Source organism: Pseudomonas sp. FSL R10-1339, assembly GCF_009600545.1.
Lineage (GTDB): Bacteria > Pseudomonadota > Gammaproteobacteria > Pseudomonadales > Pseudomonadaceae > Aquipseudomonas > Aquipseudomonas bubulae.
Window position 1 is genome coordinate 24,965 of sequence record NZ_WIVQ01000028.1, and the last position, 12,895, is coordinate 37,859.

A 12,895-nucleotide genomic window follows, 5' to 3' on the forward strand; every position below is an offset into this window, starting at 1 on the left:
AGCATTACTATTCGCGCCCCACCTGTGCAGTCCTGTGCGATGACTCAGAAAGTGCCCCGTAGAACGGGCTTCTTTGAACACTACGAAGAGTTGATCGGCACCTGGACCCGGCGCCTGCGCAATCGGCAGCAGGCGCAAGACCTGGCCCATGACACCTTTGTCCGCGTGCTTGAATCCAACCCGGATGCGGTTGAGCAGCCACGCGCCTATTTGCATCAGACTGCACGCAATATTGCGGTAGACGGTTTTCGCCGCCAGGAGTTACGCGACGCCAAGGAGCTGGCTGCCGTTCCCCCAAGTTCGTCGCAAACCGGCGATCCGGAGCAGTATATGCGCGCTATCCAGTTGGCTGAGTCGGTCGAAAGGGCTTTGCAGGAACTGCCGCTCAATTGTCGCAAGGTTTTCGTCTGGCAGAAAATCGAAGGCCTGACCCAGGCCGAGATTGCCGAACGCCTGGGGCTGTCCAGGAACATGGTGGAAAAGTATATGATCCGCACCCTGCGCCATCTGCGTGAACGGGTGGAGGCGCCGTGATGACATCGGTAAAGGATTGCAGGATGGATACACGAGACTGTACCTGTGGCAGCGCCAACGTGCGTGATGCGGCGGCCACCTGGTTTACCCGGGTGCAAGCACAAACCCTGGGTGCGTGCGAGCAGGCCGAGTTTGAAGCCTGGCGTACGCAGCATGCCAGCCATGAGGCGGAGTATCAGTGGCTGGCCAGCCTGTGGTCAGCCGCCGATCTCTTGCCCCGGGCCCGCATGCGGGCGCTGTGTGAAGTGCCGGTGGCGAAGCCGACACGCCTTTCGTTACTGGCTTGCGGGCTGGCCGCAGGTATTGTGGCCGTGGCGGCGGGGGCGGGTGTATGGATGCAACTGCAGTCGTCGGCGGGTTATCACGCCGAATTTGCCACGGTGTTGGGAGAGCAGCGCACCCTTGATTTGCCTGATGGCTCGAGCATTGAACTCAATGGTCGCAGCCGTGTGCGCGTCAGCTTTGCGCGTGAGCAGCGCAATGTTGAACTGGAGCAGGGCGAAGCCATGTTCAGTGTGGCCCATGATCCGGAGCGGCCATTTGTGGTGCAGGCCGGGGCCGGCAGGGTAACGGTGACCGGTACCCGTTTTGATGTGCTGCGCGAAGCCGAGCAGACGCGGGTTGCGGTGGAATCAGGGCATGTGCGGGTCCAGGGAGGCCATCCGGATGCACAGGTCAACCTGACTGCCGGGTTGGGTACCGTGGTCGATGCCCGGGGCCATGTGGCGGCCGCGCAGGCAGTCAATACCGGGACGCTGACGGCCTGGCGCAAGGGGCAACTGGTATTTGAAGATGCCAGTCTGGGCGAGGTGGCCGCCGAGGTCTCGCGCTATCGCGACAAGCCGCTGCACGTCAGCACCCCAGCGCTGGCGCAAATGCGGCTTTCCAGCGTATTCAAAACCGATGACACCGATGCCCTGCTCAAGGCGTTGCCGCAGATCCTCCCGGTGGCTATCAAAACCCGCGCAGATGGCAGCCAGGAGATCATTGCCAGAAAATAATTGCGCTGGGGATTCAGGTTTTTTTCGAGTTCTTCGTCTTCTTGATCAACTGCAACTGGTTTGTATTAACAGTTGCACTCAAGTGCGATCCATAGGGCAAGACTCGACGTGAAAAACAACAATCTTCGTGGGCGACTATCCTCGCTTGAAACACCCCTGAGCATTCCATCTTCTGTCGCCCGGACGCGCCTGCTACCGCTGGCTTTGGCCCTGGCGGTGAGCGCGGCAATGCCCTGTGCTTTTGCTGGCGAATCTGCGCCGGCTGTGATCCATATTCAATCTCAGCCCCTGGGCTCGGCCCTGAGCCAACTGGCGCAGCAAACGGCATTGCAAGTGTTTTTCAGCCCGCAGCTGGTGGCTGGCAAGCAGGCTCCGGCGGTGAATGGCAACCTGTCGCCAGAACAGGCGCTGGCCCGACTGCTGCAGGACAGTGGCTTGAGCTACGAGCTTGACGGTGATGCTGTAACCCTGCGTGCGGCGCCCACGGTCAGTGCTGCTGCGCCAGCGTCCGGGCCGCTGGAACTGGGGCCGGTGGATGTAAAGGTGGTCGGCAACTGGCTGAGCGATGCCAATGACGCGGTGGTGCAGAACCACCCGGGGGCGCGGACAGTGGTGCGTCGCGAAGCGATGGTCGAGCAGGGCACGATGAACGTCAGTGATGCCCTCAAGCGTATCCCGGGTGTTCAGGTGCAGGAGTCCAACGGCACGGGCGGCAGTGATATCTCGCTGAACGTGGGGGTGCGGGGTTTGACGTCGCGTCTGTCACCGCGCTCCACCGTCCTGATTGACGGTATTCCGGCAGCGTTTGCACCCTACGGCCAGCCACAATTGTCGATGGCACCGATTTCATCGGGCAACCTGGACAGCATCGACGTGGTGCGGGGTGCCGGCTCGGTGCGCTACGGGCCGCAAAACGTGGGCGGGGTGATCAACTTTGTGACCCGGGCCATCCCCGAGACCTTCCAGGGCGAGGTCGGCACAACCCTGGAAACCTCCGAGCGTGGTGGCTGGAAACATATTGAATCGGCATTTCTCGGCGGCACGGCGGACAACGGTATCGGTGCTGCATTGCTGTATTCCGGAGTCAAGGGTGATGGCTATCGCGCGCGCAACAACGACAACGATATCGATGACGTCTTGCTCAAGACCCACTGGGCACCCACCGACCAGGATGATTTCACCCTCAATTTCCACTACTACGACGCCACCGCGGACATGCCCGGTGGCCTGACCCAAAAGCAGTTTGACGCTGACCCGTACCAGTCGCTGCGTGACTACGACAACTTTACCGGGCGACGCAAGGATGTGTCCTTCAAGTACCTGCGTCAGATCGACGACCAGACCCAGTTTGAAGTCCTGACCTATTACACCGACAGCTTCCGTGGCAGCAACATTGCAGCCCGCAATCTGCAAACCCTGGCTTCGTATCCGCGCAGTTACCACACCTTCGGTATCGAGCCGCGGGTGTCCCATGTGTTCACCCTGGGGCCGGTCACGCAGGAAGTGGGGCTGGGCTATCGCTACCTCAAAGAGGCGATGCATGAAGAGGCCAGCCAGGTGTACCTGGTCAATAACGTGCCTGTGCCGGGGCCCGGGGCAGACGGTCATGTGTATCAGGATCGCACAGGTGGCACCGAGGCCAACGCGTTCTATATCGATGACAAGATCGATGTGGGCAACTGGACGGTCACCCCGGGTATCCGCTTTGAGCGGATCAGCACCAACTGGCACGACCGCCCGGTACTGGGCAATAACGGCAAACCAGTGCAGGAAAAAAACCGCAGCATCGACAGCAGCGAAGCACTGCCGGCCCTGAGCGTGATGTATCACCTGTCGGACGCGTGGAAACTGTTTGCCAACTACGAGACCTCGTTCGGCAGCCTGCAGTACTTCCAGCTGGGCCAGGGCGGTGTCGGCGATGCGACCGCAGCGGGTTTGCGTCCTGAAAAGGCCAAGACCTATGAGCTGGGTACGCGTTACGACAATGGTGTGTGGGGCGGTGAAGTGACGCTGTTCTACATCGACTTTGCCGACGAGCTGCAATATGTGAGCAACGATGTGGGCTGGACCAATCTGGGCGCGACCAGGCACCAGGGTATCGAGACCTCGGTTCACTACGATATGTCGGCACTGGACGCACGCCTTGACGGCCTGTCGGTCAATGCGGGCTTTACCTACACCAAGGCGACGTCCGAGGGTGACATCCCGAACTTCAAAGGGCGTGATCTGCCGCTGTATTCGCGCCAGGTAGTCAACCTCGGGGCGCGTTACGTGGTCAACCGCTGGACCTACAACCTGGACATGTTTGCCCAGTCCCAGCAGCACGCGCCGGGCACTGGCGGGGTGTACATCACTGATCCGACCCCGGATGGCCAGTACGGCGATATTCCTGGGTATGCGACCTGGAGCACCCGAGTCGGTTACGACTTCGGCCCTGAAGCGTCAAACCTGAAAGTGGGAGCGGGGATCAAGAACCTGTTCAACCAGGAGTACTACACCCGCTCCAGCGACAACAACGCGGGGATTTACCTTGGCGAGCCGCGTACGTTCTTTGTGCAGGCGAGTGTTGGTTTTTAAGCCAAAATGACCCTCTCCCGGAGGGAGAGGGGACTAAAAGCAGAAGCAAATTTGTGCAACACCACCCATCGGCCCCCTCTACCGCCGGGAGAGGGCTGGGGTGAGGGGCTCGCTCTAAACCCGCAAAATCCGCCCGCTGATGGCTACGGCTATCAGCATGGCGGTGATCAGCAAAAAGGCCGCGCCCAGGCTGCTGGCATGGGCAATAAAGCCGATGGCCGCAGGCCCTGCCAGAATCCCCGCATACCCCAGGGTGGTAATGGCTGGCACGGCGATATGTTCCGGCATTACGGTCTGTTTGCCCACGGCGGTGTACAGCACCGGCACGATATTCGAACACCCTGCGCCCACCAGCGCATAACCGAGCAATGCTGACTCCCAGTTCGGTGCCAGGGTTGCCAGGGCCATGCCCGCGGCGGCAAACAACCCACCCAGGACAATCACCAGCCGCGCACCCAGACGCTTGACGATGGTATCGCCCATCAGTCGGCCCGCGGTCATGGTCAAGGCAAACGCGGCATAACCCAGCCCGGCATAGGCATCGCCAATGCCTTTCTCGGAGGTCAGGAATACGGCGCTCCAGTCGAGCATTGCGCCTTCGGCCAGGAACACGGTAAAGCACAGCAAGCCGATAAAGAGCACCACGCCGTGGGGCACGGCAAACGCCGGACCGTTGCTTTCGCTGCCATAAGGCAGCAGGTGCGGAGCAGCCTTGAGCAGGGCTGCGAGGATCAATGCAATCACCACCACAATCGCCCACAGCGGCGTCAGGCCCAGCGCCAGCAGGGCGCTGACCCCGGCCGCACCGGCAATTCCGCCGACACTGAACAGCCCATGAAAACCCGACATCATGGTGCGCCCGCTGGCACGCTCGACGATCACGGCCTGCAAGTTGACGGTGGAGTCGACGGCGCCGAGCCCAGCGCCAAACAAGAACAGTGTGGCGATCAGTAGCGGTATGGCACTGACCGTCGCCAGCAGTGGCAGCGCGAGGCAGATCAACAGCGTGCCGCCCACCAGCACCCGGCGGCAGCCATAACGGCTGGCGAGGATGCCGGCAATGGGCATCGCCAGGATTGAGCCCGCGCCCAGGCACAGCAATAACAAGCCCAAAGTGGCCTCGTCCAGTCCCGCACGGGCTTTGGCGTAGGGCACCAGTGGCGCCCAGGCGGCGAGGCCAAAACCGGCGATGAAAAAGGCAATGCGGGTCGACATTTGTTCGAGGCGCCCCGGCACAAGGGGCATTTGGGTGGTGATGGCAGTCATGGTCATCCTTGGAAAACGGCTTTGGTGCGCTGCGGCGTAACATCCTTGCATATTTGCGGCCTGTGTCGCGAGGGCGCTGGCGTACGGCTTGGCGAGAGTGGTTGAATAGCGCGCTTGCTTATCCCACTGCCACTGGTGCGTATTTTATGGACAAGAATTCTGACTCCGCAGTGCTGTTGCTCAACCCCGTCGGGCTGTATGACCCTGCGCCCAACGGTTACTCCCATGTTGCCCGTGTGGCCGCGAATGTGCGGCTGGTGTACACCGCCGGCCAGGGCGGCGAGAACGCCGACAGTGAGCTGTCGACGGACTTCGCCGAGCAGGTGCGCCAGGCCTTTGCCAACCTGCAGATCGCCCTGGCAGCGGCCGATGCACAGATCAAGGACGTGGCCAAGATCACCGTATTGATCGTGGATCACAGCCTGGAGCGCTTGCAGATTTTGGGCGCCGAAGTGAAGCGGGTATGGGGGGAGCTGCCGGCCCCGGCCTGCACCTTGATCCCGGTGCCGCGCCTGGCGCTGGATGAGATGTTGTTTGAGGTCGAGGCGGTAGCGGCGGTAGCCGTCTGAGAGATTGCCCTGTGGGAGCGGGCTTGCTCGCGATAGAAACGGCGCGGTTTACCTGATACACCGCATCGATCCAATCGCGAGCAAGCCCGCTCCCACAGGGACAATGTGGGGCGTTAAACCTGCAATAACCGCTCGCGCAGTTTGCCGATTTCGTCGCGCATTTGCGCTGCCGCCTCGAACTCGAGATCGCGGGCCAGGGCGTACATTTTTTCTTCCAGTTGGCGAATGCGCTTGCTGATCTCGCTGGGCGAGCGCAGCTCGTTCTCGTACTTGGCGTTTTCTTCCGCGGCCTTGGCCATGCCTTTGCGCTTTTTGCTGCGCGAACCCGGCACCACCGCACCCTCCATGATATCCGCGACATCCTTGAACACGCCTTTGGGCGTAATGCCGTTGGCGAGGTTGAAAGCGATCTGTTTCTCGCGCCGGCGTTCGGTCTCGCCAATGGCGCGTTCCATCGAGCCGGTGATGCGATCAGCGTACAGAATCGCCCGGCCATTGAGGTTACGCGCCGCCCGGCCAATGGTCTGGATCAACGAGCGTTCGGAGCGCAGGAAGCCCTCCTTGTCGGCGTCCAGGATCGCCACCAGCGACACCTCGGGCATGTCCAGCCCTTCACGCAGCAGGTTGATCCCCACCAGCACGTCAAATACGCCCAGGCGCAGATCGCGGATGATTTCGACGCGCTCCACGGTGTCGATATCCGAGTGCAGATAGCGTACCCGCACGCCATGGTCGGCCAGGTAATCGGTGAGGTCTTCGGACATGCGTTTGGTCAGGGTGGTGACCAGTACACGCTCTTCCAGCGCCACGCGCTTGGCAATCTCGGAGAGCAAATCGTCGACCTGGGTGAGGGCCGGACGCACTTCGATCTGCGGATCGACCAGGCCGGTGGGGCGCACCACCTGCTCGACCACGCGGCCCGAATGTTCGGCTTCGTAGTTGCCAGGGGTGGCGGAAACAAAAATGGTCTGCGGGCTGATGCGTTCCCATTCGTCAAAACGCATCGGCCGGTTGTCCAGTGCCGAGGGCAGGCGGAAGCCATATTCCACCAGGGTCTCTTTACGTGAACGGTCGCCTTTGTACATGGCGCCCACTTGCGGCACGCTGACGTGAGACTCGTCGATCACCAGCAGCGCGTCGGCCGGCAGGTAGTCGAACAGGGTCGGTGGCGGGGCCCCGGACTCGCGGCCCGAAAGGTAGCGCGAGTAGTTTTCGATGCCGTTGCAGTAACCCAGCTCCATGATCATTTCCAGATCGAAGCGGGTGCGCTGTTCCAGGCGCTGGGCCTCGACCAGCTTGTTGTTGGACCGCAGGTATTCGAGCCGCTCCTTGAGTTCTTCCTTGATCCCTTCCACGGCGTCGAGCAGGGTTTCGCGCGGTGTCACATAGTGGCTCTTGGGGTAGAAGGTAAAGCGCGGCATCTTGCGGATGACTTCGCCGGTCAGCGGGTCAAAGGCACTGATGCTTTCGACTTCATCATCGAACAGTTCGATGCGCACCGCCTCCAGATCCGATTCGGCAGGATAGATGTCGATCACATCGCCGCGCACGCGGAAGGTGGCGCGGGCAAAGTCCATATCGTTGCGGGTGTATTGCAGATCGGCCAGGCGGCGCAGCAACTCGCGCTGGTCGAGCTTGTCGCCACGGTCGACGTGCAACACCATCTTCAGATAGGTCTCGGGGCTGCCCAGGCCATAAATGCACGACACCGTGGTAACGATGATCGCGTCCTTGCGCTCCAGCAGGGCCTTGGTTGCGGACAGGCGCATCTGCTCGATATGGTCGTTGATCGAGGCATCCTTCTCGATAAAGGTATCGGAGGAGGGCACGTACGCTTCGGGCTGGTAGTAGTCATAGTACGAGACGAAGTACTCCACCGCGTTGTTCGGGAAGAATGACTTGAACTCGCCGTACAGCTGGGCAGCCAGGGTTTTATTGGGCGCCAGCACCAGGGTGGGGCGGTTCACATGGGCGATCACGTTGGCAATGCTGAACGTCTTGCCCGAACCGGTTACCCCGAGCAGGGTCTGGTGCGACAGGCCGGCTTCGATGCCTTCAATCATCTGGCGAATGGCTTCGGGTTGATCGCCTGCGGGCTTGAAGCGGGTAACAAGCTGAAAATCGGGCATGAAGGACCTCAGGGTTTGCTTCTATAAAAGCAGTAGCCTTTATAAGTGCATGCGACTCAGGCCGCAGGAAAAAACAGGATACGGCTAAATATGGAGGTCATGTTCGACTGTTTCAAGGTACAGCTCTGATACGGGCATATCGGCAAAGATTGCAATTAGACCAGTGGCCTGAAAATAAACTCAAATACTTGGGTAAAACCGGCAATAGGCTGTTGCCCGAATCCTGATCGGGCTTATACTTGCTCCCCGTTTGTGCACCGCTCTAGTGCAATCGGCTGGAGCGTTGTCACCCCCTCCATTCCCCATTCAGAGCCGCCGTAATAATGAGCCTGTTCTCCGCTGTCGAAATGGCACCACGCGATCCTATCCTGGGCCTCAACGAAGCATTCAACGCCGATACCCGTACCAGCAAAGTGAACCTGGGGGTTGGTGTTTACTGCAACGAAGAGGGACGAATTCCGCTCTTGCGTGCCGTTGTCGAAGCCGAAACGATCCGGGTTGCCCAGCACGCGTCGCGCGGTTATTTGCCGATCGATGGTATTGCCGCCTACGACCAGGCCGTGCAAAAGCTGTTGTTCGGTGCCGAGTCGCCGTTGCTGGCAGCTGGCCGGGTGATCACCACTCAAGCCGTTGGCGGTACCGGCGCGCTGAAAATCGGTGCTGACTTCCTTAAGCAACTGCAGCCAGGCGCAGTAGTCGCGATCAGCGATCCAAGCTGGGAAAACCACCGTGCACTGTTTGAAGCCGCCGGTTTTCCGGTGCAGAACTACCGTTATTACGACGCCGCCAGCCATGACGTCAACCGTTCCGGCATGCTCGAAGATCTGAATGCCTTGCCGGCCGGCTCCATTGTTGTGCTGCACGCTTGCTGCCACAACCCGACCGGTGTCGACCTGACCCCGGCCGACTGGCAGAACGTGCTGGACGTGGTCAAGGCCAAAGGCCTGATCCCGTTCCTGGACATGGCCTACCAGGGCTTTGGCGACGGCATCGACGAAGACGCAGCAGCAGTACGCCTGTTCGCCGGCTCGGGCCTGAGCTTCTTTGTTTCCAGCTCGTTCTCCAAGTCGTTTTCTCTGTACGGCGAGCGTGTCGGTGCACTGTCGATCATCACCGAATCGAAGGAAGAGAGCGCCCGTGTGCTGTCCCAGGTCAAACGCGTGATCCGTACCAACTACTCCAACCCGCCGACTCACGGTGCAACCATTGCTGCAGCCGTGCTTAACAGCCCTGAGCTGCGTGCGATGTGGGAAGACGAGCTGGCAGAAATGCGCCTGCGCATTCGTGGCATGCGTCTGCAAATGGTTGAGCTGCTGTCGAAAAAGGCTCCTGGGCATGACTTCAGCTTTGTTGCACGTCAGCGTGGCATGTTCTCGTACTCCGGTCTGACCGTTGAACAAGTAACGCGTCTGCGTACCGAATTCGGTATTTATGCCCTTGATACCGGCCGAATCTGCGTGGCTTCTTTGAACCAGCGCAACATTGAGGCGGTAACCGACGCCATTGTTCAGGTCATCTGAATAATGCAGGTAGAAGTCAGCAAAAGTGTTGACTTCTCTTTTTATATCAGTAAGATAGACGCCATTCCGCGATAGCTCAGTTGGTAGAGCAAATGACTGTTAATCATTGGGTCCCTGGTTCGAGTCCAGGTCGTGGAGCCAGATAGTAAAAAAGCCGCTAGCGATAGCGGCTTTTTTTTGCCTGAAATTTGGCAAGGTACAGATTCTCCCCCCTGGACCTGGACCTCAGCAAAACAATGGCTTATGGCCATTTTCCTACAACCTGAAACGTTTTTTTTAAGATGTTCGTCACGAATATCGCTATTCGATAATAAAAATCGTTTACCTATATCTGAGAATGATTATTATTGGCACCAGTGCTGCCTCGCTAAAAGGACCTGTGTCAGTGATAAAAACTTCTCCGGTTTTTTCCCGGCTACAAGACGGGAAAGTTGTTTATGGCATGCTCAACTCCCTGCCTTCACCCATGCTTTGCGAGATGCTCGCGTTTGCCGGCTACGACTTTGTAATTCTTGATCTGGAGCACTTGCTGCGCTCCGAAGAAGACATCATGCATTGTGTTCGGGCATGTGAGGCCGCAGGTATTTCGCCCTGGCTGCGCATGGCGCAAGTGGACGAGAAACTGATCGGCAGGGCGCTGGACGCCGGTATCGAAACCATCGTGCTGTCACGCACCGAAAGCGCCGTACAGGTTCAGCGCGCCATTGAGGCGGCCTTTTTTCCGCCCCTGGGCAAGCGCGGCATGACCGGTGGGCGCATCACCGGCTTCGGTCGCCTGCCACTGCCCGAATACATCGATCTGGCCAACCGCCAGACCCCCATCATTCCCATGATCGAAAGCCGCGCCGGTGTTGACGCGCTGGGCGACATCCTGCAACTGGACGGGGTCGGCATGATCATGGAAGGCGCCCTGGACCTGGCCCTCGATCTCGGCCTGGGGCCTGATCCTCTCAATCCTCGGGTCTGGCAAACCCTGCAAGGCATGGCCGACGCCTGTCTTGGCGCCGGCGTCGCTTTTTGCGCCAACCCCCGCACCGTCGAACAGAACGCGCTATGGCGCGCCCGCGGCGTGCGCAGTTTTCTGGCCGGTGAAGACCGTGGCTTGCTGCATAACGCACTCAAAGCCCGCCTGCATTCTCTCCAACAGCAATAATGAGTCGACGTAGTCCAATGAAAACAATATCCCTACACTTTTCACTGAGCCTCATGACACTGGGTATTTGCCAGGCTGCCATGGCCGCCGATCAACAACCCCCCGGCCATAGCGTTGAGCTGGCGCCCATGACGATTGAGGGCGATGTACTGGGTGCCGCCAGCGATCAGGAAGTGCGTACCTATGCCGGGAGTCGCAGCGTCATCGATTCGAGCGACCTGAAAAAAGCCAGCACCCGTGGCCTGGATGATGCGCTGCAACGGGTTCCGGGCATCAAGATTTTCGACGAGACCGGTACCGGTGCGCTGCCCCAGATTTCGGTGCGCGGCCTGTACGAGAGCCGCAGCGGACGCATCCAGGCCTTGTCGGACGGCATCCCGCTCGCGCTGGCACCCTATGGCCAGACCGGCCTGTCGCTGTTCCCAATGACCATGGCCACGGTCGACCGGGTTGATATCGTGCGCGGGGGCGCAGCGGTGCAATACGGTCCGAACAACGTCGGCGGGGTGATCAACTTCATCAGCAAGCCGATTCCCCGCGAATGGGAAACCACCCTGCAGGAGAAAACCACGTTCAATGCTGGCGGGCGCCAGTTGTGGGATACCTATCTGGGCACCGGCGGCTACCTGACCGACAACTTCGGGCTGCAACTGGACATCAATACCCTGAGCGGCGAATACGGGCGCGAGCACTCCGATACGGATGTGCAGAACTATCGCCTGCGCGGCCAGTGGAACATCGATGATGACCGGGATCTGAGTTTCGGCGTTCAGCATTACAAGGCCGACATGGACCTGGCCGGTGCCCTCAGCGTCAAGGACTACAAGGACGACCCGCGCCAGTCAACGCGCCCGCTGGACCGCTTCGAGGGTGACACGGATCGTGTGTGGGGCACTTACACCCAGCGTCTTGGCGCCATGGGGCCGTTCGATTCGGTGGAGTTCAGCTGGACCAACTTTGCCCACAACAGCTACCGCAATTTCGTCGTAGGCCTGCCGTTCACTCCGGACGGTACGGCCGTGACCAAGCAGGACGGCCCGCGTGACTTCAAGGTTTGGGGTTCGGAGCCGCGCATCAGCGCCACCATCGATGGCGACACCGTCGGCCAGACCTGGCTACTCGGTGCCCGCTATGTCAGCGAAGACATCAGTTACAAGGTCAACCGGCAGAGTCTGGCTACGGGTGTGACTGCACCGTTTCGCGACTGGAAATTCGATGACAGCGCCCGTGCCTTCTACATCAGCAACGCCATCAGCCTGCTTGATCATCGCCTGACCATCACCCCCGGCGCGCGCTATGAAAACGCGCGCATGAACTACAGCGATGGCATCACCGGGTTCGAGCGCGAGAACAAGTCTGAAGAATGGCTGCCGGGCCTGACCGTGGGTTACCAGGCCAACGACGCCTGGTATGTCTATGCCAACGCGCAGAAGTCCCTGCGTCCACCTCAGGTTACGCAGATCGTCAAGGAAGGCGCGGTCGGTGCCGAGCTGGCCTGGAACTACGAGACCGGTGTGCGTTACACCCCGTGGGAGGGCATGCGTGTCGACTTCAACCTGTACCGCATCGACTTTGATGACCAGATTGTCTACAACGCTACCACCGACCGTTTCGACAACCTTGGCAGCACACGTCATCAGGGTTTCGAGACCGATATTTTCTGGACCCCGCAGGCCATGCGTGATCTGGACCTGCATGCCGGTTATGCCTACCTCGATGCCAAACAACGCAACGGCACTTACAAAGACAACGAAGTGCCGTACTCCTCGCGAAACCAGTTTATGGTGGATGCCCGCTACCGTTTTGCCGAGCACTGGACCTACAACCTCGACGGTCTTTACATCAGCAAGGCCTACACCGACGCTGCCAATACCCGCGAAGAAAACGCCTCTGCCAGCGTGGGTGAACTGCCTTCTTACTGGGTGTGGAACACGGCTATCGAACGTGAGTTCCCGCTGGCCGACAAGAGCATCCTGACCGCCTCGGCGGGCATCAGTAACCTGTTCAACCGCGAATACTATTTCCGAGGTATCGACACCAGCCCTTGGGGTCGTCAACCCGCGCCAGAGCGTTCGCTCACCTTAGGCGTCAATTACCGCTTCTAAACCGCGCACACGCGCTTTTGTAAATCAGTTGCCCATCCTGC

9 protein-coding genes and 1 tRNA gene are annotated in these 12,895 nt (G+C 59.8%); 8 read left to right on the plus strand and 2 right to left on the minus strand.

All coding sequences use genetic code 11. The annotated features are described in order from the left end of the window. Window positions 1–39 precede the first annotated feature (39 nt). From GHO03_RS11035 to GHO03_RS11045, 3 genes are all read left to right on the plus strand, one after another. Window positions 40–534 (plus strand): sigma-70 family RNA polymerase sigma factor, encoded by a 495-nt coding sequence (locus tag GHO03_RS11035; RefSeq protein WP_095000470.1) that lies wholly within the window; start codon window positions 40–42, stop codon window positions 532–534. 23 nt (window positions 535–557) lie between these two features. Then, window positions 558–1,535, plus strand: a complete 978-nt coding sequence (locus GHO03_RS11040) for a FecR family protein (protein WP_153379293.1) — start codon at window positions 558–560, stop codon at window positions 1,533–1,535. Window positions 1,536–1,763: 228 nt separating this feature from the next. Further along, entirely contained in the window at window positions 1,764–4,112 is a 2,349-nt protein-coding gene (locus GHO03_RS11045; protein WP_232527615.1) for a TonB-dependent receptor, read from the plus strand. A 114-nt stretch (window positions 4,113–4,226) separates the two neighbouring features. Here GHO03_RS11045 and GHO03_RS11050 read toward each other — a convergent pair whose 3' ends face one another. Continuing rightward, window positions 4,227–5,378, minus strand: coding sequence for an MFS transporter (locus GHO03_RS11050; RefSeq protein ID WP_095000468.1), 1,152 nt, complete (start codon window positions 5,376–5,378; stop codon window positions 4,227–4,229). A gap of 146 nt (window positions 5,379–5,524) precedes the next feature. Here GHO03_RS11050 and GHO03_RS11055 point away from each other — a divergent pair, with 146 nt between their 5' ends. After that, on the plus strand, window positions 5,525–5,947 hold the full coding sequence (locus tag GHO03_RS11055; RefSeq protein ID WP_095024768.1) for a RidA family protein: 423 nt from the start codon (window positions 5,525–5,527) through the stop codon (window positions 5,945–5,947). 113 nt (window positions 5,948–6,060) lie between these two features. On the opposite strand, the gene uvrB is transcribed toward GHO03_RS11055, so the two are convergent. After that, entirely contained in the window at window positions 6,061–8,076 is a 2,016-nt protein-coding gene (gene uvrB, locus GHO03_RS11060) for an excinuclease ABC subunit UvrB (RefSeq protein ID WP_095020062.1), read from the minus strand. Window positions 8,077–8,399: 323 nt separating this feature from the next. Here uvrB and GHO03_RS11065 point away from each other — a divergent pair, with 323 nt between their 5' ends. The 4 genes from GHO03_RS11065 to GHO03_RS11080 all read left to right on the plus strand — a co-directional run bounded on the left by GHO03_RS11065 (window position 8,400) and on the right by GHO03_RS11080 (window position 12,854). After that, window positions 8,400–9,596, plus strand: coding sequence for an amino acid aminotransferase (locus GHO03_RS11065; RefSeq protein ID WP_095023547.1), 1,197 nt, complete (start codon window positions 8,400–8,402; stop codon window positions 9,594–9,596). A gap of 65 nt (window positions 9,597–9,661) precedes the next feature. Continuing rightward, window positions 9,662–9,737, plus strand: a tRNA-Asn gene (locus GHO03_RS11070). A gap of 301 nt (window positions 9,738–10,038) precedes the next feature. Continuing rightward, window positions 10,039–10,749: an HpcH/HpaI aldolase/citrate lyase family protein gene (locus GHO03_RS11075; RefSeq protein ID WP_153379295.1), complete on the plus strand. Its 711-nt coding sequence runs from the start codon at window positions 10,039–10,041 to the stop codon at window positions 10,747–10,749. 17 nt (window positions 10,750–10,766) lie between these two features. Continuing rightward, on the plus strand, window positions 10,767–12,854 hold the full coding sequence (locus GHO03_RS11080; RefSeq protein ID WP_095024765.1) for a TonB-dependent siderophore receptor: 2,088 nt from the start codon (window positions 10,767–10,769) through the stop codon (window positions 12,852–12,854). Window positions 12,855–12,895: the final 41 nt, after the last annotated feature.

What these genes read in the sequence shown, in the direction of transcription:
- GHO03_RS11045 (WP_232527615.1), top strand. Translation starts at nt 1,764, where the DNA reads ATGCCCTGTGCTTTTGCTGGCGAATCTGCGCCGGCTGTGATCCATATT.
- GHO03_RS11040 (WP_153379293.1), top strand. Translation starts at nt 558, where the DNA reads ATGGATACACGAGACTGTACCTGTGGCAGCGCCAACGTGCGTGATGCG.
- GHO03_RS11050 (WP_095000468.1), bottom strand. Translation starts at nt 5,378, where the DNA reads ATGACTGCCATCACCACCCAAATGCCCCTTGTGCCGGGGCGCCTCGAA.
- uvrB (WP_095020062.1), bottom strand. Translation starts at nt 8,076, where the DNA reads ATGCCCGATTTTCAGCTTGTTACCCGCTTCAAGCCCGCAGGCGATCAA.
- GHO03_RS11035 (WP_095000470.1), top strand. Translation starts at nt 40, where the DNA reads ATGACTCAGAAAGTGCCCCGTAGAACGGGCTTCTTTGAACACTACGAA.
- GHO03_RS11065 (WP_095023547.1), top strand. Translation starts at nt 8,400, where the DNA reads ATGAGCCTGTTCTCCGCTGTCGAAATGGCACCACGCGATCCTATCCTG.
- GHO03_RS11055 (WP_095024768.1), top strand. Translation starts at nt 5,525, where the DNA reads ATGGACAAGAATTCTGACTCCGCAGTGCTGTTGCTCAACCCCGTCGGG.
- GHO03_RS11075 (WP_153379295.1), top strand. Translation starts at nt 10,039, where the DNA reads ATGCTCAACTCCCTGCCTTCACCCATGCTTTGCGAGATGCTCGCGTTT.
- GHO03_RS11080 (WP_095024765.1), top strand. Translation starts at nt 10,767, where the DNA reads ATGAAAACAATATCCCTACACTTTTCACTGAGCCTCATGACACTGGGT.